The following is a 19050-nucleotide window of genomic DNA, read 5'->3' on the forward strand; positions in this document are numbered from 1 at the left end:
CGATGCGGGGCAGGGACGGCCGCGAACTCGCCGCCGAGGTCGGTCCGGAGCTGGAGTACCTGTCCGGGGTCAGCCGCCGGCTGGGCGTGCGGGACCTCGTCGGGGACTGCTTCGAGCCGGTCGTCGGGACGTGGGGCGACCTGCACGCGGAAGCCGAGCGGTGGCGCCGGGCGGGGCTGGTCGCGGAGCGCGTGACGCGGGACCTGACCGAGCCGCTGGGCCGGCTCGACTCGGCGTGGCGGGGCAGGGACGCGGACTCGTTCGTCGAGCACGTGCAGGCCGTCGGGCCGGCCGGCCACGACCTGTGCGACGCGATGCACGCGATGGGCGACGCGCTGGACCTGACCGCGGACGGCGTGCGGGACCTCGTCGCGGACCTGGCGCGGGTGCTCGCGGAGGCGGCCGACGCGGTGTCCGGCGCGGCGGCCCTGCCGCTGGACGGCGACCGGCGGGTGGTCGAGGTGCTCGACGAGCTGGCGGGACCGGCGGGGGAGCTGCACGAGGCCGTGCGGGACGTCCTGGAGGCGTTCCTGCGGCTGTGCGAGGAGGTGTCCGGTCCCGCGGGCTTCGCCGCGGTCGGGCTGGAGCACCGGTACCCGGAGCAGGACTGGGCGTTCACCGGGCCCGCCGGGGCCGCGCCGCCGCCCGGCGGGGCGCCCCCGCCGGGCGGCGGGGGCGGTGGGCCCGCGGCGGCCGTCGGCGGTCCGGGCGCCACACCGGCCGGCGCCGCGCCCGGTGGCGCGAGCCCCGCCGGCGCCCCCGCCACCGGTCCGGTCGGTGGCGGTTCCGCCGGTGTCGGCGGTGGTGTGCCCGGTGGGTCCGCCAGTGGTGTGCCCGGTGGTGTGCCCGGTGGGTCCGCCGGTGGTGTGCCCGGCGGCGGCGTCACCCCGGAGCCCGCGCTCGCCCCGGGCGGTTCGACCGCGGTGCAGGAGCCCCGCCCGGCCGAGAGCGCCCCGCGGCCCGCCGCGCCGGCGTCCGGCGCCGGCGCGCCCGGTGTGGCCGCCGGCGGCGTGGTGGGCGGCGCGGTGATGGGCGGCATGGGCGCGGGCGGCCAGCAGGGCGGGGACAAGGAGCACAAGTCCAAGGTCCGCGTCACCGGCGCCACCGAGGCGCTGCTGGGCAAGCCCAAGAAGGCCGCGCCGCCGATCCTCGGCGAGGACTGACCCCGCCGCCGCACGGCCCGGTCCCGGGCCGTGCGGCGGCGGGTCGCCTCGCGCGGGGTTCGGCGGTGTCAGATCCTGCTGCGCCGCACCGGGACCGCGGCGCGCCGAGCGCGGTTGCGGTTGACCGTGTGGACGATGAACAGCGTCAGCAGCAGCAGGCCGACGCCCGCGCCGGTGCCCGACATCGCCACGATCAGCGGCGTGCGGTCCGGCGGGTTCAGCGGGTCGAGGTCGGTCATCAGCTGGGTCGGCGGGGCGGCCTTCGCGCCCTGCTCCGAGGGCAGCTCCGCGGTCAGCGCCGCCACCGGGTTGATCATGCCCGCGCCGACCTTGTGGTCCCGGCCGCTCGGGTTGCCCGGGTGCTGGGCCGTCGCCTTGACGCGGTCCATGACCTGGCGCGCGGTCAGGTCCGGGAAGCGCTGGCGCACCAGCGCCACCACGCCCGCCACGTACGGCGAGGCGAAGCTCGTGCCCTGGATGCGCCTGGGCGCGCCGCGCTCGTCCAGCCGCGCGTCGGTCAGGCCCTGGCCCGCCGGGTCCAGGGTGGTGATGTCCTCGCCGGGCGCCGCGACGCTGACCCACGGGCCCCACACCGAGAACTCCGAGACCCGGCCGGTCGCGCCCATCGACGCCACGGCGAGCAGGTTCTGCGAGTACCACGGCGGCGAGGCGACGACGTTGACGGTGTCGACGTCCTGGTTGTCGTTCTGCACCGAGCAGCCGTCGCCCTCGCCGCCGAGGTTGCCGGCCGCCGTCACGACCACGACGTTGCGGACGTTGACCGCCCAGTGGATCGCGGCCTGCAGCTCGCGCTCCTGGTCGCTGGGCTCGTGCGGCGGCTCGCAGGAGGTCACCGACATGTTGATGACCTTCGCGTCGGCCTCCACGGCGGCGACGACGGCCTCGGCCAGGGTGCGGACCTTGCCCGCCGAGTTGCGGTTGTCCCGGCCGGCCGGGTCCTTGTACTCGAAGTGGTCGCTGGTCTGCCGGAACGAGATGATCTCCGCGTCGGGCGCCGCGCCGACGAAGCCGGTGGCCTCGTCCCTGCTGGCCGCCGCGACGCCCGCCACCTCGGTGCCGTGGCCGTCGCAGTCGGAGAGGCCCTTCTTCTCGGTCTCCACGTAGTCGCCGCCGCCGGTCACCCGGCCCTTGAGGCGCGGGTGCTCGGCGTTCACGCCGGTGTCGATGATGGCCAGCTTGACGCCCGCGCCGGTGGCGAAGCGGTGCGCCTCCTCCAGCCGCAGCTGCATCTGGCCCCACGGCTTGTTCGGGATCGGGCGGTTGCCGGTGCCGGACCTGATGCACTCGGTCTTCTTCACGTAGTCGACGTCCTCGGCCGGCGGCTTGAACGGCCGCAGGTAGGCCAGGTCGACCGGTGGCGGGACCGAGTTGGGCCGGGCGTCCCGCGCGGTCGTCGGCTGCGCGTGGGCGCCCGGCGCGGTCAGCAGGGTCAGGGCGACGGCGGTCACCGCCGCCGCCTTCCGCGCGGTCCGCTTCATCGCCGTCACGCCGGGATGAGCTGTCGCATGGCCACGTACAGGTCCATCACCGCCAGCGCCAGCGGCAGCACGGCGGCGATCAGGAGCGCCTCCAGCACGTCCACCGTGCGGCGCAGCACCGGCGAGAACCTCTGGCCGGGGAAGATCACGCCCAGCACCAGCGCCGCCGCGCCGACCAGCACGAGGGACCCGAACACGTACAGCAGCCGGTCGCCCGGCCCGGCCCCCACCAGCCAGCCCACCAGCACGCCGGCGCCCGCCGCCATGCCGGACACCAGCAGCGCCACCGCCTGCGCGCCGTTGGCGTACGCCCGGCCGCGCAGCAGCAGGACCAGGGTCACCACGATGGCCAGGACCGGCCCGAAGACCGTGCCGTCGCCCGCCGCGATCACCGAGAACACCGCCGCGACGCCGCCGCAGCCGATGATCATGCCGGTGAGGTACTCGTGGGCGTTCGCGGTGCGCCGCTCGATCACCGCGTACTCCGGGAAGCCGGTGTCCTCCTTGAGGTCCTCGGCGCTGCCCGGGACGGTCGGCAGCGGCAGCTTGGCCAGCTGGATGGTCAGCCGGGGCAGCGCGGACAGCGCCGCCAGCGACACCGCCGCCGTGGCCGCCGCGATGCCGACCACCGGGTGGTCGACGAAGATGCCGATGAGGAACGCCAGGCCGCTCAGCGCGCCCGCCGTGGCCGCCGCGATGAACACCGTGATGCCGCGCCCGATGAGCAGGATCGCCGCCGAGGCGAAGATCAGCACCAGCACGCTGGCCAGCAGCAGGTTCGGCCGCCCGATCGCGCCCGGCACGGTGTAGAGCCCGGCCACGTACGCCATCGGCAGGCCGCCGGCCGCCGCGATCAGCACGCCGGTGCCGACCGCGTCGTAGGAGCGGGCGATCACCGCGCCCGCCGCCAGGGCCACGACCGCCGTGGCGCCCGCGCAGATCGCCGGCCACAGCCCGTCGCCGCCGACCAGCGGGCCCGACAGCAGCACCGCGACGGCGGCGGTGATCAGCGCCAGCGCGCCCGCGAGGTGGCCGTAGCGGCGCGCGGTGTCCCTGGTCCACGGCCGGAAGCTGTCCGGGTCCGACTCGGCGATCGCGTCGACCACGTCGTCGTACAGCGGGGGCGGCGGGTTCTCGTTGCGCTTGCGCAGCTGGAGCAGCTCGCCGTCCACCACGCCGAGCGAGGCCAGCGTGCGGCTCGGGTCGAGCGGGCTGTCGCCGAGCTTGGCCAGCGCCCACCCGCCGTGCCGGACGCCGCCGTCGGGCGTGGCCTCCTTGGCCATGTCCAGCAGCATCGGCAGCAGGTCCGCCACCGCGACGTCGGCGGGCAGCGCGACGTCGATACGCGTTCGCGGCGCAACCACCGTGACCCGGCTGAAGACCGTCGTACCGGTCGCCACCAGCGCCCCCTAAGTCCTGTTGCGTGTGTGCTTGCGGGCGGCCCGACTTTAGGTAGTCCTCCGGGCGGCCCGACGGGCGGCCCCAAGTATGGCCAAAGCGCCCGGCCGGACGCGGCGGTTCCGCGCAACCCGTGCGCCAAGGATTTTCGCCGACCCACCTCCGCGGGTCGGGACCATGGGTCATAGTGTCGGTTGCGACTGGTGGGCGCACCCCTGCGTGCGCGGGTACGAGAAGTGTGAAGAGGTGCCTGTTAGGTGAGCACGTTGCAGTTCAAGCGCACGGCACGCCTCGCCGCCCCCCGCCCGCCGGGCGGTGAGGTCCACCTCGAACCGCCGCCCGAGGTCCCCCGCGTCATCCCCGGCAACATCATGATGAAGGCGATGCCCGCGGTCATGATCGTGTCGTCCGTCGGGATGATGGTCCTGATGTTCAGCTACAGCAACAAGAACCCGGCCGCGATGATCATGCCCGGCATGATGATGATCTCCACCATCGGCATGATGGCGAGCGGCATGGGCTCGGGCAAGGGCCAGAAGAAGGCCGAGATGAACGAGGACCGCAAGGACTACCTGCGCTACCTCGGCCAGATGCGCGACCGCGCCCGCGAGGCGGCCAACGAGCAGCGCGCCGAGCGCGAGTGGGTCCACCCCGACCCGCAGATGCTGTGGTCGCTCGCCACCACCCGCCGGATGTGGGAGCGCCGCCAGAACGACCCCGACTTCTGCCACCTGCGCGCGGGCCGCGGCTCGCAGCGCCTCGCGACCCGCCTGGTGCCGCCGCAGACCGGCCCGGTGGAGGAGCTGGAGCCCATCGCGACGCTGGCGCTGCGCCGCTTCGTGCGCGCCCACTCGCTGGTGCCCGACCTGCCGATCTCCATCGCGCTGCGCGGCTTCGCCGCCGTCGGCCTGCTGGGGGAGCCCGAGGAGAAGCGCGGCCTGGCCCGCGCCCTGCTGGCCCAGATGGCGACCTTCCACTCACCGGACGACCTGCTGATCGCCGTGGTCACCACCGGCCGCACCAAGGCCCGGTGGGAGTGGATGAAGTGGCTGCCGCACGTGCAGCACCCGGCGATCGTGGACGGCATCGGCCAGATGCGGATGATGGCCGGCTCGCTGGCCGAGGTCGAGCACATGCTCGACGAGCAGCTGCGCGACCGGCAGCGGTTCACCCGCAACGCGCCGCCGCCCGCCGACCAGCCGCACGTGGTGATCGTCATCGACGACGGCGACGTCACCCGCGAGGAGCAGATCATCCTCGAGGAGGGCCTGGTCGGCGTGACGCTGCTGGACCTGTCCGAGTCGCTGGGCAACCTCACCGCGCGGCGCGGCCTGCGGCTGGTGATCGAGGACGGCAAGCTGGGCGCGCGCAGCGCCGGCGGCGTCGAGTGGTTCGGCGCGCCGGACTGGCTGTCGGTGGTGGAGGCCGAGGCGCTGGCGCGGCGGCTCGCGCCGTACCGGGTGGGCGGCGTGGACGCGGGCGGCAGCGACGAGGACCCGCTGTCGATGAGCAACAACCCGCCGCTGATCGAGTTCCTGGGCCTCCAGGGCGACCCGATGACCTTCGACGTGCAGCAGGCGTGGCGGCCCCGGCCGGTGCGCGACCGCTACCGGGTGCCGTTCGGCATCGGCGAGTTCGGCCAGCAGGTCGAGCTGGACATCAAGGAAGCGGCGATGGAGGGCATGGGCCCGCACGGCCTGTGCATCGGCGCGACCGGTTCGGGCAAGTCGGAGTTCCTGCGCACGCTCGTGCTGGGCCTGCTGGCGACGCACTCGTCCACGACGCTGAACATGATCCTGGTCGACTTCAAGGGCGGCGCGACGTTCCTGGGCCTGGACAAGGCCCCGCACGTCGCCGCGACCATCACCAACCTGGCGGGCGACCTGACCCTGGTCGACCGCATGAAGGACGCCATCGCGGGCGAGGTGGCGCGGCGGCAGGAAGTCCTGGCCAAGGGCAACTACAAGAACGTGTGGGACTACGAGAAGGCCCGCGAGAACGGCGCCGACCTCGACCCGCTGCCGGCGCTGTTCATCTGCATCGACGAGTTCTCCGAGATGCTCACGGCGAAGCCGGACTTCATCGACATCTTCCTCCAGATCGGCCGCGTCGGCCGGTCGCTGCAGATGCACATGCTGCTCGCCTCGCAGCGGCTGGAGGAGGGCAAGCTGCGCGGCCTGGACACGTTCCTGTCCTACCGGATCGGCCTGAAGACCTTCTCCGCCGCCGAGTCGCGCGCCGCGATCGGCGTGCCGGACGCCTACGAGCTGCCGCCCATCCCCGGCTCCGGCTACCTGGGCGTCCAGGGCTCGCCGCTGACCAGGTTCAAGGCGCTGTACGTGTCCGGCCCGTACCGGCCCGCCGGCATCCAGGTGGCCGGCCCGTCGGCCGTGGTGTCCAGCGACAAGCGGCCCCGGTTCTTCGTGCCGGACTACGTCGAGGTCCCCAAGGAGCCGGTGAAGCCGGTCGAGCCGGTCAAGCAGGAGAAGAAGGAGGAGGACAGCAACGAGCCCAGCGAGCTGGAGGTCGTCGTCGAGCGGCTGGTGGGCCAGGGCCCGCCGGCGCACGAGGTGTGGCTGCCGCCGCTGAACGAGCCGCCGTCGCTGGACACCCTGCTGCCGCCGCTGCAGGCGACCGAGGACCGGGGCCTGACCTCGCCCGGCTTCTTCGCCAACGGCAAGCTCCAGGTGCCGCTGGGCGTCGTGGACAAGCCGTTCGAGCAGCGGCGCGACCTGCTGTGGGCGGACTTCTCCGGCGCGGCGGGCCACGGCGCGATCGTCGGCGGCCCGCAGTCGGGCAAGTCCATGCTGCTGCGCACGCTGATCACGTCCATGGCGCTGACCCACACCGCCGAGGAGGTGCAGTTCTACTGCCTCGACCTCGGCGGCGGCACGCTCGCCTCGCTGGAGAACCTGCCGCACGTCGGCGGGTTCGCCTCCCGGCTGGACGTGGACAAGGCCCGCCGCATGGTCGCCGAGCTGAGCGGCCTGATCTCCGAGCGCGAGCTGCGGTTCCGCGCGCAGGGCATCGACTCGATGGTCGAGTTCCGCAACCGCAAGCGGCGCGGCGAGATCCGCGACGACGACTTCGGCGACGCGTTCCTGGTCGTCGACGGCTGGATGAACTTCCGGCAGGAGTTCGAGGCGCTGGAGCCGCAGGTGCAGGCGCTGGCCGCGCAGGGCCTGTCCTACGGCGTGCACGTGGTCCTGGCGGCCAACCGGTGGGCGGAGATCCGGCCCGCGATGAAGGACCTGCTGGGCACGCGGTTCGAGCTGCGGCTCGGCGACCCCAGCGAGTCCGACGTGGACCGCAAGATCGCCGTGAACATCCCGGCCGGGCGGCCGGGCCGCGGCCTGTCGCCGCAGAAGCTGCACTTCCTGACCGCGCTGCCGCGCGTCGACGCCTCCTCCGACGCGGAGAACGTCGCGGCCGGCGTGCAGGACATGATCGCCAAGGTGGCCGGCGCCTGGCGCGGCCGGCGCGCGCCGCAGGTCCGCCTGCTGCCCGACCTGCTGCCCTACAACGACTTCATGGCCCAGGTGCAGCAGCAGCGGCCCAACCGGGGCCACCTGGTGCCGATCGGCGTCAACGAGGACGAGCTGGCGCCGGTCTACCTGGACTTCGACGCCGACCCGCACTTCATGTGCCTGGCCGACGGCGAGTCCGGCAAGACCAACCTGCTGCGCACCATCGTGCGGGGCATCATGACCGGCTACACCTCGACCGAGGCGCTGATCATGCTGGTCGACTACCGGCGCACCATGCTCGGCTACATCGAGACCGACCACCTGCTGTCCTACGCGGTGTCGTCGGCGCAGCTGACCGACATGATCAAGGACGTGCGCGGCTCCATGACCGGCCGGCTGCCCGGCCCGGACGTCACGCAGGAGCAGCTGAAGAACCGCTCCTGGTGGAAGGGCCCGGAGCTGTTCGTGGTGGTCGACGACTACGACCTGGTCGCGCCGCAGGGCGGCCAGAACCCGCTGCAGCCGCTGTCGGAGTTCATCCCGCAGGCGAAGGACGTGGGCCTGCACCTCGTCGTCGTGCGGCGGATGGGTGGCGCCTCGCGCGCCATGTACGACCCGATCCTGGGCAAGCTCAAGGAGATCTCGGCCCCGATCCTGGTCGGCTCCGGCTCCAAGGAGGAGGGCGCGATCGTGGGCACCCTCAAGCCCTCGCCGCAGCCGCCCGGCCGCGGCACGCTGGTCACGCGCAAGCTGGGCCAGCAGCGCGTCCAGGTGTCGTGGATCCAGCCGGAGTGACCTCCCGCGCACGGTGAAGGCCCCGCTCCGGCGGGGCCTTCCGCGCGTCCGGGGCCTCCACCCCGGCGGCCCCGCCCGGAGGCGGCGCGGGGTTCCCCGGACGCGTCCGGGGAACCCCGCGCGTCGACCCCGGCCGGCGGCCCGCGCCGGCGACCGGCCGCGTCGGTCCCGGCCCCGCGGCCCGCGCCGCTCCACGCCCGCGACGACTTCGCCCGCGCCGAGGTCCGGTCCGGCGGCGGGCGGCCGATCGGGTATGCATATGCGGGCACGCCGACCTCGAGGAACGAGGGGGATGACCGATGGGCTTGCGCGTGGCGGTCGACTTCGGCACGTCCAGCACCTGCGTGGCCATCTCGGTCAACGGCCGGGAGCCCCAGGTGGTCGTGGTCGACGGCCGGCCGATCCTGCCCTCCGCCGTGTACGCGGCGCCCGACGGCACGCTGTTCGTCGGGCACGAGGCGGAGCGGCAGGCGGCGGTGGACCCGTCCCGGTACGAGCCGCACCCCAAGCGCCGGGTGGACGAGGGCGAGCTGCTGCTCGGCTCCGCGGTGCTGCCGGTGGTCGACGTGGTGCGGGCCGTGCTGACGCGGGTGGTCGACGAGGCCCGGCACGTCGCGGGCGGCGCGCCGGTGGACCTGCTGGTGCTCACCCACCCCGCCGACTGGGGCGCGATTCGCACCCGCGTGCTGCTCCGGGCGGCCCGCGGCCTGGGCCAGGAGCTGCGGCTGGTGCCCGAGCCGGTGGCCGCGGCGGTGTTCCACTCCGCGACGCACGCCATCCCGGAGGGCGCGGCGCTGGCGGTGCTGGACCTGGGCGGCGGGACGGTGGACGCCAGCGTGGTGGCCCGGCGGGGCGGCGGGTTCCGGGTGCTGGCGGCCAAGGGCGACCCGACGTTCGGCGGCGCGGACGTCGACCAGGCGCTGCTGGAGCACGTCGGCTCGCTGGTCTCGCCGGGCGACCCGGAGACCTGGCGGCAGCTGGTGGAGGGCCGCGGGCTGGCCGACCGGCGCAAGCGGCGCGTGCTGCGGCAGGACGTGCGGGGCGCGAAGGAGACGCTGTCCCGGCACGCCTACACCGACGTGCCGATGCCGCCGCCGTTCCCCGACGCGCACGTGACCCGGACCGACCTGGAGGGCCTGGTCGCCGCGCCGCTGAACCGGGCGGCGGCGCTGCTCGCGACGGCCGTGCGGGACGCGGGCCTGGACCCGCGCGGGCTGGCCGGCGTGTTCCTGGTCGGCGGCTCCAGCCGGATACCGCTGGTCGCCCGGCTGGTGCTGGAGCAGACCGGCGTGGTGCCCACCAGCATCGACCAGCCGGAGACCGTGGTGGCGCGGGGCGCGCTGCGCGCGGTCGCCACCGACCCGATGCGCACCGGGCCGCTGCCCGACCAGGTCGACGCGACCCGCAAGCTCACCGAGGAGTCCACCCGCAAGCTCACCCGCCGCATCACGGCGAACCCCGCGCCGCCCCCGAACTTCCCCCAGCCCGCCTACTTCCCGCCGCCACCGCCGCCACCGCGGGCGGGCAGCCGCGCGCCGCTGGTGGCCGGCCTGGTGGTCCTCGTGCTCCTCCTGCTCTCCGGGGCGCTGCTGTACGTCCTGGTCGAGCACAGCGGCGGCGCGGGCCCCGCCTCCACGACGCCGGCCGCCCCCTCCTCGGGCGGCGTGCTCGGCAAGACGATCGCCCAGTACGACTACAGCTTCTCCGTGCCGCTCGGCTGGGTGCAGGTCGGTGGCGACGCCGAGACCCGCAAGGTGCTGCTCAAACCCGAGGACGGCGGCGACGGGCGGGAGGCCATCGCGGTGACCGAGCAGAAGCTGGTCTACGACTCGACGGCCGACCGCGAGCGGGCCGTCACCGAACTGCGCGCCAGGTACGACGGGGGCCGGAACCTGTCCGGTTTCGACGCCTACGCGCGCTTCGGCGGCAAGGATGTCGTCTACTACCGGGAGCAGGTGGAGTCGGCCGCCGTCGACTGGTTCGTGCTGTTCCAGGGCGACGCCCAGGTCAGCGTGGGCTGCCAGGCCCCGCCCGACGGGCAGGACCGGCTCCGCCCGGCGTGCGAGCAGGTGGTGCGCACGCTGACGGTGACCAACTGAAAGACCACCCGACGAACGACTGCGCGCGCGGGGACAGGCGCGCGGGGACAGGACACCCATGACCGGCATCCCGGAAGCCTTCGCCCGGTTCCGCTCCGACCTCGACGCCGCCGTGACCAGGGGGCGCCGGGCCGCCGCCGCGGCGGACGCGGTGACCGCCGCGCAGCGCGCCCGCAACCGGGAGGCGGCCGAGCGGGCCGGGAGCGGCCGGGTGGAGGCCGCCCGGCACGAGCCCACCTCCGGCGACGTCCGGCGGGTCGCCACCGGTTTCCGGGAGCGCCGCGGGCTGCCGGTGGACCGGTTGCCGTCGGCGGAGGAACTCCTCGCGCCGCCGGAGTCGCAGAAGCGAACGGAGGGGGACGCGAATTCGGCGCCCCCGCCCCCGCCGTCCGGTTCCCGCGCGGTCGCCGGACCGAGCGGCCGGCTCCCGCCGAACAGGGATGATGACGAGGACTTTTCGCAAGCGCGAATCCTCTACTGACCCGCGCCGGCGCCGGGTTGCGTTTACTAGCGCAACTACTTGGGAAGAAGTCGCGACAGCGCGGAACCGGGCGTGGCAGGGTCTGCGTCGGAAGAGGCGTACGAACCGAGAGGGACGTGCGGACCTGATCTCGCAGACCTAGGGGGTCACACCCAATGACTGGTTACGCAACCGGTGTTCCGGCGCTCCAGAACGCTGCCAAGGACATCATGGACACCAACGGCAACGTCCAGGGCATCCTGAACAACCTGCGGAACACCATCGACGGCCTCGCCCCGGCCTGGAAGGGTTCCGCGGCGGACGCGTTCACCAACCTGATGAACCGCTTCAACGACGACGCCGCCAAGCTCCAGGAGGCGCTGGTCGGCATCGCCGAGCAGATCACCGGCACGGTGCAGACCTACGTGCAGCAGGAAGAGGAGCAGTCCTCCGAGATGTCGACCATCATGGGTCGCCTCGGTGGCGCGTGACGGCGTTTTCTCCGCGCCCGTCCCACGGTAGTCGAGCCTTTACCTCTGCATTTCCTGAATTGACCTCCAAGGGGAGAAAATGAACGACGAGATCAAGATCGACTTCGGCGCCCTCGGTTCCGCCGCCACCGACATCAGCGGCCAGGCCGCCAAGGTGCAGGAGGAGCTGGACCAGCTCAAGTCCCGCATCGCGCCCGTCATCGCGCAGTGGGAAGGCTCCACCTCCGGCGCCTACCAGGAGGTCCAGGCCAAGTGGGACACCTCCGCCGCCGACCTCCAGCAGGTCCTCGCCGCGATCGGCACCGCCGTCGCCTCGGCGAACGACGCCTACAGCGCCGCGGAGCAGCGGAACACCGCTCGTTGGTGAACCGCGTCACCGCGTGACCCCCGCGGGCCCCGGAGCCGTCGCCGGCTGCCGGGGCCCGTGCACGTGTCCCGCCACCGGGGCGCGATCCCGGCCGGGGCCGGTCCGGCCGGTCCCGCGCCGGTCAGCGCCGGTCAGCGCCGGTCCGGCCGGTGTCCGCCGTCGCCCGGCGCCGCCCGTCGCGGCGCGCCGGCCCGGCGGGCGCGGGACCGCCCCTCCCGGCGGTCCCCGACGCGGTTGGCGGGGGCCGTTTTGACCAGGCCATGACCCAACCGGTATCTTCCTACGTTGTTGTGCGGTACCCGGTGCGCCCTTGCGTGCCCCGTGTTCTGGTCCACCTGCCCACCTGGGGTGTCTGGCCTGAGCAGCCGCCGCAATGACCCCAGACGCAAGTGACGACGAGGTAGACCCGTGCGCACGTACAGCCCGAAGCCCGGCGAGGTGACCCGAGCCTGGCACGTGATCGACGCCCAGGACGTGGTGCTCGGTCGGCTCGCCACCCAGGCCGCGACGCTGCTGCGCGGCAAGCACAAGCCGACTTACGCCCCCCACGTTGACACCGGCGACTTCGTCGTCATCATCAACGCGGACAAGGTGGCGCTGACCGGCAAGAAGCGCGACCAGGAGTTCGTGTACCGGCACTCCGGCCACCCCGGCGGTCTGCGCCAGAGGTCGTTCGGCGAGGTGCTCGACACCCGGGCCGACCGGCTGGTCGAGAAGGCCATCAAGGGCATGCTGCCCAAGAACCGCCTCGGCCGCGTGATCGCCGGCAAGCTCAAGGTCTACACGGGCCCGACCCACCCGCACGCGGCGCAGCAGCCGCAGCCGTTCGAGATCAAGAAGGTCGCCCAGTGACCGAGCCGAACACCGAGGAAAACGCCGTGACCACCCCTGAGGCCGAGTTCGACGCGGTCGAGACCGACGCGGTCGAGGCCGAGGCCGTCGAGTCCGACGCCGTCGAGGCCGGGACCTCCGAGGTCGCCGACGACGAGGCCGGCGAGCCCGCCCCGGCGCCCGTGGCCCGCCCCGTGCTCAGCGCGGGCGCGCACCACCTGGCGCAGACCGTCGGCCGCCGCAAGGAGGCCATCGTCCGGGTGCGCCTGCTGCCCGGCACCGGCAAGTTCACCCTGAACGGGAAGTCGCTGGAGGCGTACTTCCCGAACAAGGTGCACCAGCAGCTCATCCGCGAGCCCCTGGTGACGACGGAGAAGCCGGAGACCTTCGACGTCGTGGCGAACCTGCGCGGCGGCGGCACCACCGGTCAGGCCGGCGCGCTGCGCCTGGCCATCGCCCGCGCGCTGATCGCCGTGGACTCCGAGGACCGCCCGGTGCTGAAGAAGGCCGGCTTCCTCACCCGCGACCCCCGGGTCAAGGAGCGGAAGAAGTACGGCCTGAAGAAGGCGCGCAAGGCGCCCCAGTACAGCAAGCGCTGACCTCGCGGTCGCGTTTCCCCAGTTCTACCTGCGGGAGCAGTCAGTTCACGTCGAACTGCTGCTCCCGCAGTGCTTTGCACCCGGTCTTTGCGGTCCACCACGGAGGTCACGGCGATCATGGCTCGGCTGTTCGGCACTGACGGTGTACGCGGTCTGGCGAACGCCGACCTGACCCCGGAGCTCGCGCTCTCGGTGGCCGCGTCGGCCGCGCGCGTGCTGGCCGAGCACGACCGCTCGCACCGGCCGGTGGCCGTGGTGGGCCGCGACCCGCGCGCCAGCGGCGAGATGCTGGAGGCCGCCGTGGTCGCCGGGCTGACCGCGTCCGGCGCGGACGTGCTGCGGGCGGGCGTCCTGCCGACCCCCGCGGTGGCGCACCTGGTGGCGGCGCTGGGCGCGGACATGGGCGTGATGATCTCCGCGTCGCACAACCCGATGCCCGACAACGGCGTGAAGCTGTTCGGCGCGGGCGGCCACAAGCTGCCGGACGCCGTCGAGGACGAGATCGAGCGCAAGATGGGCGAGCCGCACCACCGCCCGACCGGCGCGGGCATCGGCCGGGTGCGCGACGTCGAGGACGCCGAGGGCCAGTACGTGCAGCACCTGCTGAAGGTGACGCCGCACCGGCTGGACGGCGTGAAGGTGGTCGTGGACTGCGCGAACGGCGCCGCGTCGGTGGCCGCGCCGGACGCCTACCGCCGCGCGGGCGCCGAGGTGATCGGGATCCACGCCGTGCCCGACGGCCTGAACATCAACGACGGCTGCGGCTCCACCCACCTGGAGCTGGTCCGGGCGGCGGTGCTGGAGCACGGGGCCGACCTGGGCATCGCGCACGACGGCGACGCCGACCGCTGCCTGGCCGTCGACGCGGACGGCAACGAGGTGGACGGCGACCAGATCATGGCCGTCATCGCGCTGGCGATGAAGGAGGCCGGCGAGCTGACCGACGACACCCTGGTCGCCACCGTGATGAGCAACCTGGGCCTGCACCTGGCGATGCGCGAGCACGGCGTGACGCTGCGCACGACGGCCGTCGGCGACCGGTACGTGCTGGAGGAGCTGCACGCGGGCGGGTTCGCGCTGGGCGGCGAGCAGTCCGGGCACGTGGTGCTGCCCGCGCACGCCACCACCGGCGACGGCCTGCTCACCGCGCTGCGGCTGATGTCCCGGATGGCGGAGACCGGCAGGTCGCTGGCCGAGCTGGCGGGCGTGATGCGGCGGCTGCCGCAGGTGCTGATCAACGTGGTGGTGGGGGACAAGGCGGCGGTGGCGCGCGACGCGGCGGTGAGCGAGGCCGTGGCCGCCGTGACCGAGGAGCTGGGCGACACCGGGCGGGTCCTGCTGCGGCCGTCGGGCACCGAGCAGCTGGTCCGCGTGATGGTGGAGGCGCCGACGCACGAACTCGCCGAGTCCGCCGCGCGCCGGCTCGCGGGTGTGGTTTCCTCGGTGGGTTGAGCCGACCGTTCGGGGGGTGGCGCTGTGGGTGTCGGGTTCATCCCGCTCGCGGGGATCGTGCTGGTCGTCATCGCCCTGGTGGTGGTGGTCGTGGTGCTGGTCAAGAGGAGCAAGGGCCGCGCCGCCCGGCCGCCGCACCCCTACGGGCCGCCCGGTCCCCGGGGCCCCTGGCCGGGGTACGGGCCGCCGCCCGGCCAGGGCGCGCCGGGGTACGGGCCGCCCGGTCCGGGCCCGTCGGCGCACGGCGGGCCCGGCCCCGCCGTGCAGGGCCTGCCCCACCAGGGGGCCGGCCACCCGGGCCAGGGTCGGCCCGGGTACGGCGGGCCGGGGCAGTCCGGCGCCGGGCACCCGGGCCAGGGGCTGCCGAACCCGGGCCCGGGGTGGCCGCCCCGGGTGCCCCCGCAGGGCCACCCCCGGCCGCCGGGACCGGGTCAACCCCTGCCGCCGGCCTGACTTCGGCGAGTCGGCGTTCACACCTGCAAGGAACTGTCCGGAAATGCCGCACGGCGGCCGGCGCCGCCTGCCACGATGGGAACCGGGCACCGGAGCGCGGCGTCGTACGGGCGAGTCCGGGTTGAGGGTCGTGGCCGTCGCGCCACGGAGGGGAGCGGAGCGCCGTGGCGGGGTACAACACCAGCACAGAGGCCATGCAAAAAGCCTCGAAGGCCATTTCCGACGCTGCGAAGGACACCGCGGACGACTTGCGCGAGGTCGGTCGGACCGAAACCGTCGACCGGGATTTCGGGGAAGCGCACAAACAGCACTTCGCGAAGTACAAGACCGGGGTCGAGAACTTCGGCAAGGGCATCGCGAACATGTCCGGCGCCCTCGGCGGCTTCGCCGGGAAGATCGCCTCCGGCGCGGCGACCTACGGTGACGTCGAGTCCGCGAACGCGAGCAACGTGGGGAGCCAGTACTGATGGCCAACCCGAGCTGGGAGGACGTGCAGGCGGTCCTCGACGACCCGAACGTGTCGGAGGAGAAGAAGGCGGAGCTGATGCACGCCTACGTCTCCGCGACCCCGCCGTGGGACATCCCGGACGGCGCCGACGAGTACAAGGACCGCTACGACACCTCCAGCTTCTGGAACTGGGGCGACCACGCCGGCCGCGGCGACAACCTCCAGGACCGGCTGGACGAGGCCAAGGCGGAGAGCGACACCAGGGGCTACAACAGCCGCGAGCAGACCAAGGCCGTCGAGCAGGGCCGGACGTCGCTGGACGGCAAGCAGCCGCCGACCGCGTCCGGCTCGGGCACCGCGACCTCCGACGAGCTGCTCGACGCGGGCAAGGCGGGCCTGAAGGTCTTCGAGAAGTTCCTGCCGATCTGGAACAACCGGCCCGGCGACTGCCTCGGCAACACCTCGAACCTGGACTTCGCCAACCACATCCAGAAGCCCTACGACGAGCAGCGCGGCATCGCCTTCCGCAAGCTGCTGCAGGAGGCGGACGAGTTCAGCACCGCCAAGTCGAAGGTCGACGAGCTGAAGTCGGACGTCGACGGGCAGCTCAAGGCCCTCTACGGCGAGTGGGAGGGCAAGGCCGCCACCAAGTCCTATGAGCACTACAGCGACCAGATCGTCCCCAAGATCACCGAGCTGGGCGACGGCCTGAACGGCGCCGCCGACCTGACCCGCACCGCCGTGTCGGGCGTGTACCAGCTGTGCAAGGGCAAGGCCGACGAGGTCCTGGAGATGTACCGGGAGCAGATCGCCAAGGCCGACACCTACATGGCGGAGAAGGTCGTCTCGTTCGCGCGCGGCGAGGGCGACTACTCCAAGGACCGGGTGCGGGAGATCGCGGGCTGGGTCGACTCGGTGGTGCCGGGCAGCAACATCGCCGACCGGCTCAACGACGACGACTGCCAGCTCAACGACGAGAACCGCGATTACGCGATCAACCAGTGCAAGCGGTGGATCCAGGGCTCGTTCAACGTCGAGTTCTGGGGCCTGTACGAGCAGTTCAAGAGCTGCTGCGAGGACACCAGGACCGCCGTGGACGCGAAGTGGGAGACCCTCGCGTCCTACATGGCCGGGTTCGAGAACCCGTTCCCCGCGCCCGCCGACAACCCCGGTGACGACGGCAGGGGCGACGACGGCAAGGGTGACGACGGCAAGGGCGACGACAGGGGCGGCGGTGGCGGCACGGGCACCGGCACCGGTGGTGGGACCGGCGGCGGCACCGGCGGCGGTGGCGGCACCCCGCCCGTCCCGGAGATGCCGAAGCCGGAGAACCCGCTGGACAAGGACGGCGACGGCAAGCCGGACGACATCAAGATCCCCGGCGACACCGACGGCGACGGCAAGCCCGACGACCTCGACGGCGACGGGAAGCCGGACGACCTCGACGGCGACGGCAAGCCCGACGACGGCGGCGAGCCCGACGGGCTGAAGGGCGAGGAGGAGCCCGAGACCGTCACCATCAGGAGCGGCGACAACGAGATCAAGGTCACCGAGCCGGACGAGAACGGCCACGTGCTGATCACCGTCGACACGCCGACCAGCGAGCCGAAGACCTACGACGTCGACTTCAGCGGCAACCCGGACGCGCTCAAGGCGCTGACCGGGCAGAACGGCGGCGCGGCCCTGGCGACGGCCCTGGCGGGCGCGACGGCGGCGACGCCGGGCGCCCCGATGACCCCCGGCACGCCCGGCGCCCCCGGTGCGGCGGTCGGCTCGGGCGGGCCCGCCGACGGGGCCGTCCCGGTGGAGGCGGGCGCCGACGGCAAGGCCCTGATCGAGGTGGACGGCCTGTCGATCACCGCCGAGGTCGACCCGCTGACCGGTGAGATCAACCTGACCGTGGACGACGGCGACGGCGCCCCGGAGCAGTACGGGGTCGAGTTCGGCCAGGACGAGGCGGACGGGGACGCGCCGTCGATCCCGGGCATGGACGGCGTGGTGCCGCTGCCGGCCGAGGCCGACGCGCCGATCGGCCTCGACGACCCGGTGACGACGATGCCGGCGGAGGGGGAGCCGCTGATCGGCCGGCCCGAACCGGCCTTCGGCGCGGTGCAGGCCGACGCGGTCTTCGGCGCGCAGCCCGACCCGGTCTCCGGCGCGCAGCCCGCGCCGGACCCGGGCTTCGCCCCCGGCGCGACCGAGCCCGCCGGCTTCGCGGCCGCCGCGGGCGAGTCCGGTGGCGCGGCGGTCGCCGGCGGCGTCGCGCCCGCGGCGGGCGAGCCCGGCGGTGGCTTCGCGCCCGGCAACGCCGAGCCCGCGCAGTTCCAGCCCGCGTCGGCGCAGCCCGGCGCCCAGCAGTTCGGCGCCCAGCAGTTCGGTGGCCAGCAGTTCGGTGGCCAGCAGTTCGCGGCCCAGCACTTCGGCGGCCAGGCCGACCAGGGCTTCGCCCCGGCGGCGGCCTCCGACTCGGGCGGCACCACCAGGGCGTCCGGCGCGTCGGTGTTCGGCGGCCCGGGCGGCTTCGACGGCGCCGACTCGGTGCTGGGCGGCAGCCCGTCCGGTTCGGACAGCACGTGGAGCAGCCCGAACAGCGCCGACCAGGGCCTCTCGGCCGACACCAACGCCTCCACGGCGGGCCAGGCGGGTTCGGCCACGCTGCCGTCCATGGCGGACGCGCACGGCCAGCCGTCCGGTTCCGCGATGAGCGGGGGCATGATGGGCGGCGGGATGCCGATGGGCGGCGGCATGGCGGGCGGCGGCCAGCAGCAGGGCGGCGACACCGAGCGCAGCCCCGGCCAGTGGCGCACCACCGGTTCGCTGTTCGACGACGACGTGAGCCTCAGCCGCGTGCAGGGCGTGCTGGGCGAGGAGGGCCGATGAGCGCCGCGTCCGACCGGCTGGCGGCGGCGAAGAACCGCCTGGACCAGATCTCCCGCGAGCACTCCGACCGCCGCGAGCTGCGCGAGCGCCGTTCCCGCGAGGCGCGCGACAAGGCGGGCGAGAGCCTGGACAAGCAGGCCGCCGCGGCGCAGAAGACGATCGAGCGCATCCAGGAGGCGGGCAAGCGCCAGAAGGCGGCCGGCGGCTGGGGCACCGCGGCGGCGACGGCGAAGAAGGGCGGCGAGTTCCGCTTCGGCGCGGAGGACGACGAGCCGACCTACGAGACCGCGGGCCCCGGCACGGGCTGGACCGCCGGCCCGGCCACCCCGCCCCCCGGCTCCGGTTGGACCGCCGGCCCGGCCACCTCGCCCTCCGGTTCCGGCTGGGCCGCCGGCCCGGCCACCTCGCCCCCCGGTTCCGGTTGGACCGCTGGCGCGGCTCCCGCCGCCGGCCGACCGACGGCTCCCGCCGCCCCGGCTCCGGCCCGGGCGGCCGACCCGGCCACCCCGCCGGGCGCCGGGCGGCCCGCCACCCCGCCCCCGGTCACGCCGCCCCCGGCCCGCCCGGCCCCGCGCCGGCCGGCCCCGGTGGAGGACGACGACGACTTCGGCGGCCAGAGCTGGCTGACCTGAGCCACCGCTGATCCCC

Annotated in this window: 15 protein-coding genes; 13 read left to right on the top strand and 2 right to left on the bottom strand. The window is 74.1% G+C overall.

What is annotated here, in order from left to right; translation table 11 throughout:
* Window positions 1-2 precede the first annotated feature (2 nt).
* Window positions 3-1163: a WXG100 family type VII secretion target gene (locus JOE68_RS17835; RefSeq protein ID WP_204843452.1), complete on the top strand. Its 1161-nt coding sequence runs from the start codon at window positions 3-5 to the stop codon at window positions 1161-1163.
* A gap of 68 nt (window positions 1164-1231) precedes the next feature.
* On the opposite strand, the gene mycP is transcribed toward JOE68_RS17835, so the two are convergent.
* Together mycP and eccD are read right to left on the bottom strand one after the other, a co-directional pair.
* Window positions 1232-2662: a type VII secretion-associated serine protease mycosin gene (gene mycP, locus JOE68_RS17840; RefSeq protein ID WP_204843453.1), complete on the bottom strand. Its 1431-nt coding sequence runs from the start codon at window positions 2660-2662 to the stop codon at window positions 1232-1234.
* A gap of 5 nt (window positions 2663-2667) precedes the next feature.
* Window positions 2668-4062 (bottom strand): type VII secretion integral membrane protein EccD, encoded by a 1395-nt coding sequence (gene eccD, locus JOE68_RS17845; protein ID WP_204843454.1) that lies wholly within the window; start codon window positions 4060-4062, stop codon window positions 2668-2670.
* Window positions 4063-4317: 255 nt separating this feature from the next.
* Between eccD and eccCa the strand changes: the two genes are divergently transcribed.
* The 12 genes from eccCa to JOE68_RS17905 all read left to right on the top strand — a co-directional run bounded on the left by eccCa (window position 4318) and on the right by JOE68_RS17905 (window position 19034).
* Window positions 4318-8322 (top strand): type VII secretion protein EccCa, encoded by a 4005-nt coding sequence (gene eccCa, locus JOE68_RS17850; RefSeq protein WP_204843455.1) that lies wholly within the window; start codon window positions 4318-4320, stop codon window positions 8320-8322.
* Window positions 8323-8621: 299 nt separating this feature from the next.
* Window positions 8622-10421, top strand: coding sequence for a type VII secretion-associated protein (locus tag JOE68_RS17855; RefSeq protein WP_204843456.1), 1800 nt, complete (start codon window positions 8622-8624; stop codon window positions 10419-10421).
* Window positions 10422-10479: 58 nt separating this feature from the next.
* On the top strand, window positions 10480-10902 hold the full coding sequence (locus tag JOE68_RS17860) for a hypothetical protein (RefSeq protein ID WP_204843457.1): 423 nt from the start codon (window positions 10480-10482) through the stop codon (window positions 10900-10902).
* Between the two features lie 155 nt (window positions 10903-11057).
* Window positions 11058-11372, top strand: coding sequence for a WXG100 family type VII secretion target (locus tag JOE68_RS17865; protein ID WP_204843458.1), 315 nt, complete (start codon window positions 11058-11060; stop codon window positions 11370-11372).
* A gap of 79 nt (window positions 11373-11451) precedes the next feature.
* On the top strand, window positions 11452-11739 hold the full coding sequence (locus JOE68_RS17870) for a WXG100 family type VII secretion target (protein ID WP_204843459.1): 288 nt from the start codon (window positions 11452-11454) through the stop codon (window positions 11737-11739).
* A gap of 408 nt (window positions 11740-12147) precedes the next feature.
* Window positions 12148-12591 carry a 50S ribosomal protein L13 gene (gene rplM / locus JOE68_RS17875; RefSeq protein ID WP_204843460.1) on the top strand — a complete coding sequence of 148 codons (444 nt, stop codon included), beginning with the start codon at window positions 12148-12150 and terminating at the stop codon, window positions 12589-12591.
* Window positions 12592-12617: 26 nt separating this feature from the next.
* A complete protein-coding gene (gene rpsI, locus JOE68_RS17880; protein ID WP_307819725.1) occupies window positions 12618-13169 on the top strand; it encodes a 30S ribosomal protein S9 in 552 nt (183 codons plus the stop codon).
* 117 nt (window positions 13170-13286) lie between these two features.
* The gene (gene glmM, locus JOE68_RS17885; protein WP_204843461.1) at window positions 13287-14621 is read left to right on the top strand and encodes a phosphoglucosamine mutase; all 1335 of its coding nucleotides are present in this window, start codon (window positions 13287-13289) and stop codon (window positions 14619-14621) included.
* Between the two features lie 24 nt (window positions 14622-14645).
* A complete protein-coding gene (locus tag JOE68_RS31870; protein WP_204843462.1) occupies window positions 14646-15074 on the top strand; it encodes a hypothetical protein in 429 nt (142 codons plus the stop codon).
* Between the two features lie 164 nt (window positions 15075-15238).
* Window positions 15239-15541 (top strand): hypothetical protein, encoded by a 303-nt coding sequence (locus JOE68_RS17895; protein ID WP_204843463.1) that lies wholly within the window; start codon window positions 15239-15241, stop codon window positions 15539-15541.
* Entirely contained in the window at window positions 15541-18402 is a 2862-nt protein-coding gene (locus JOE68_RS17900; protein WP_204843464.1) for a WXG100 family type VII secretion target, read from the top strand. The genes JOE68_RS17895 and JOE68_RS17900 overlap by 1 nt, the downstream gene beginning before the upstream one ends.
* Window positions 18399-19034 carry a hypothetical protein gene (locus JOE68_RS17905; protein WP_204843465.1) on the top strand — a complete coding sequence of 212 codons (636 nt, stop codon included), beginning with the start codon at window positions 18399-18401 and terminating at the stop codon, window positions 19032-19034. The genes JOE68_RS17900 and JOE68_RS17905 overlap by 4 nt, the downstream gene beginning before the upstream one ends.
* Window positions 19035-19050: the final 16 nt, after the last annotated feature.

Source organism: Saccharothrix algeriensis (assembly GCF_016907655.1).
Lineage (GTDB): Bacteria > Actinomycetota > Actinomycetes > Mycobacteriales > Pseudonocardiaceae > Actinosynnema > Actinosynnema algeriense.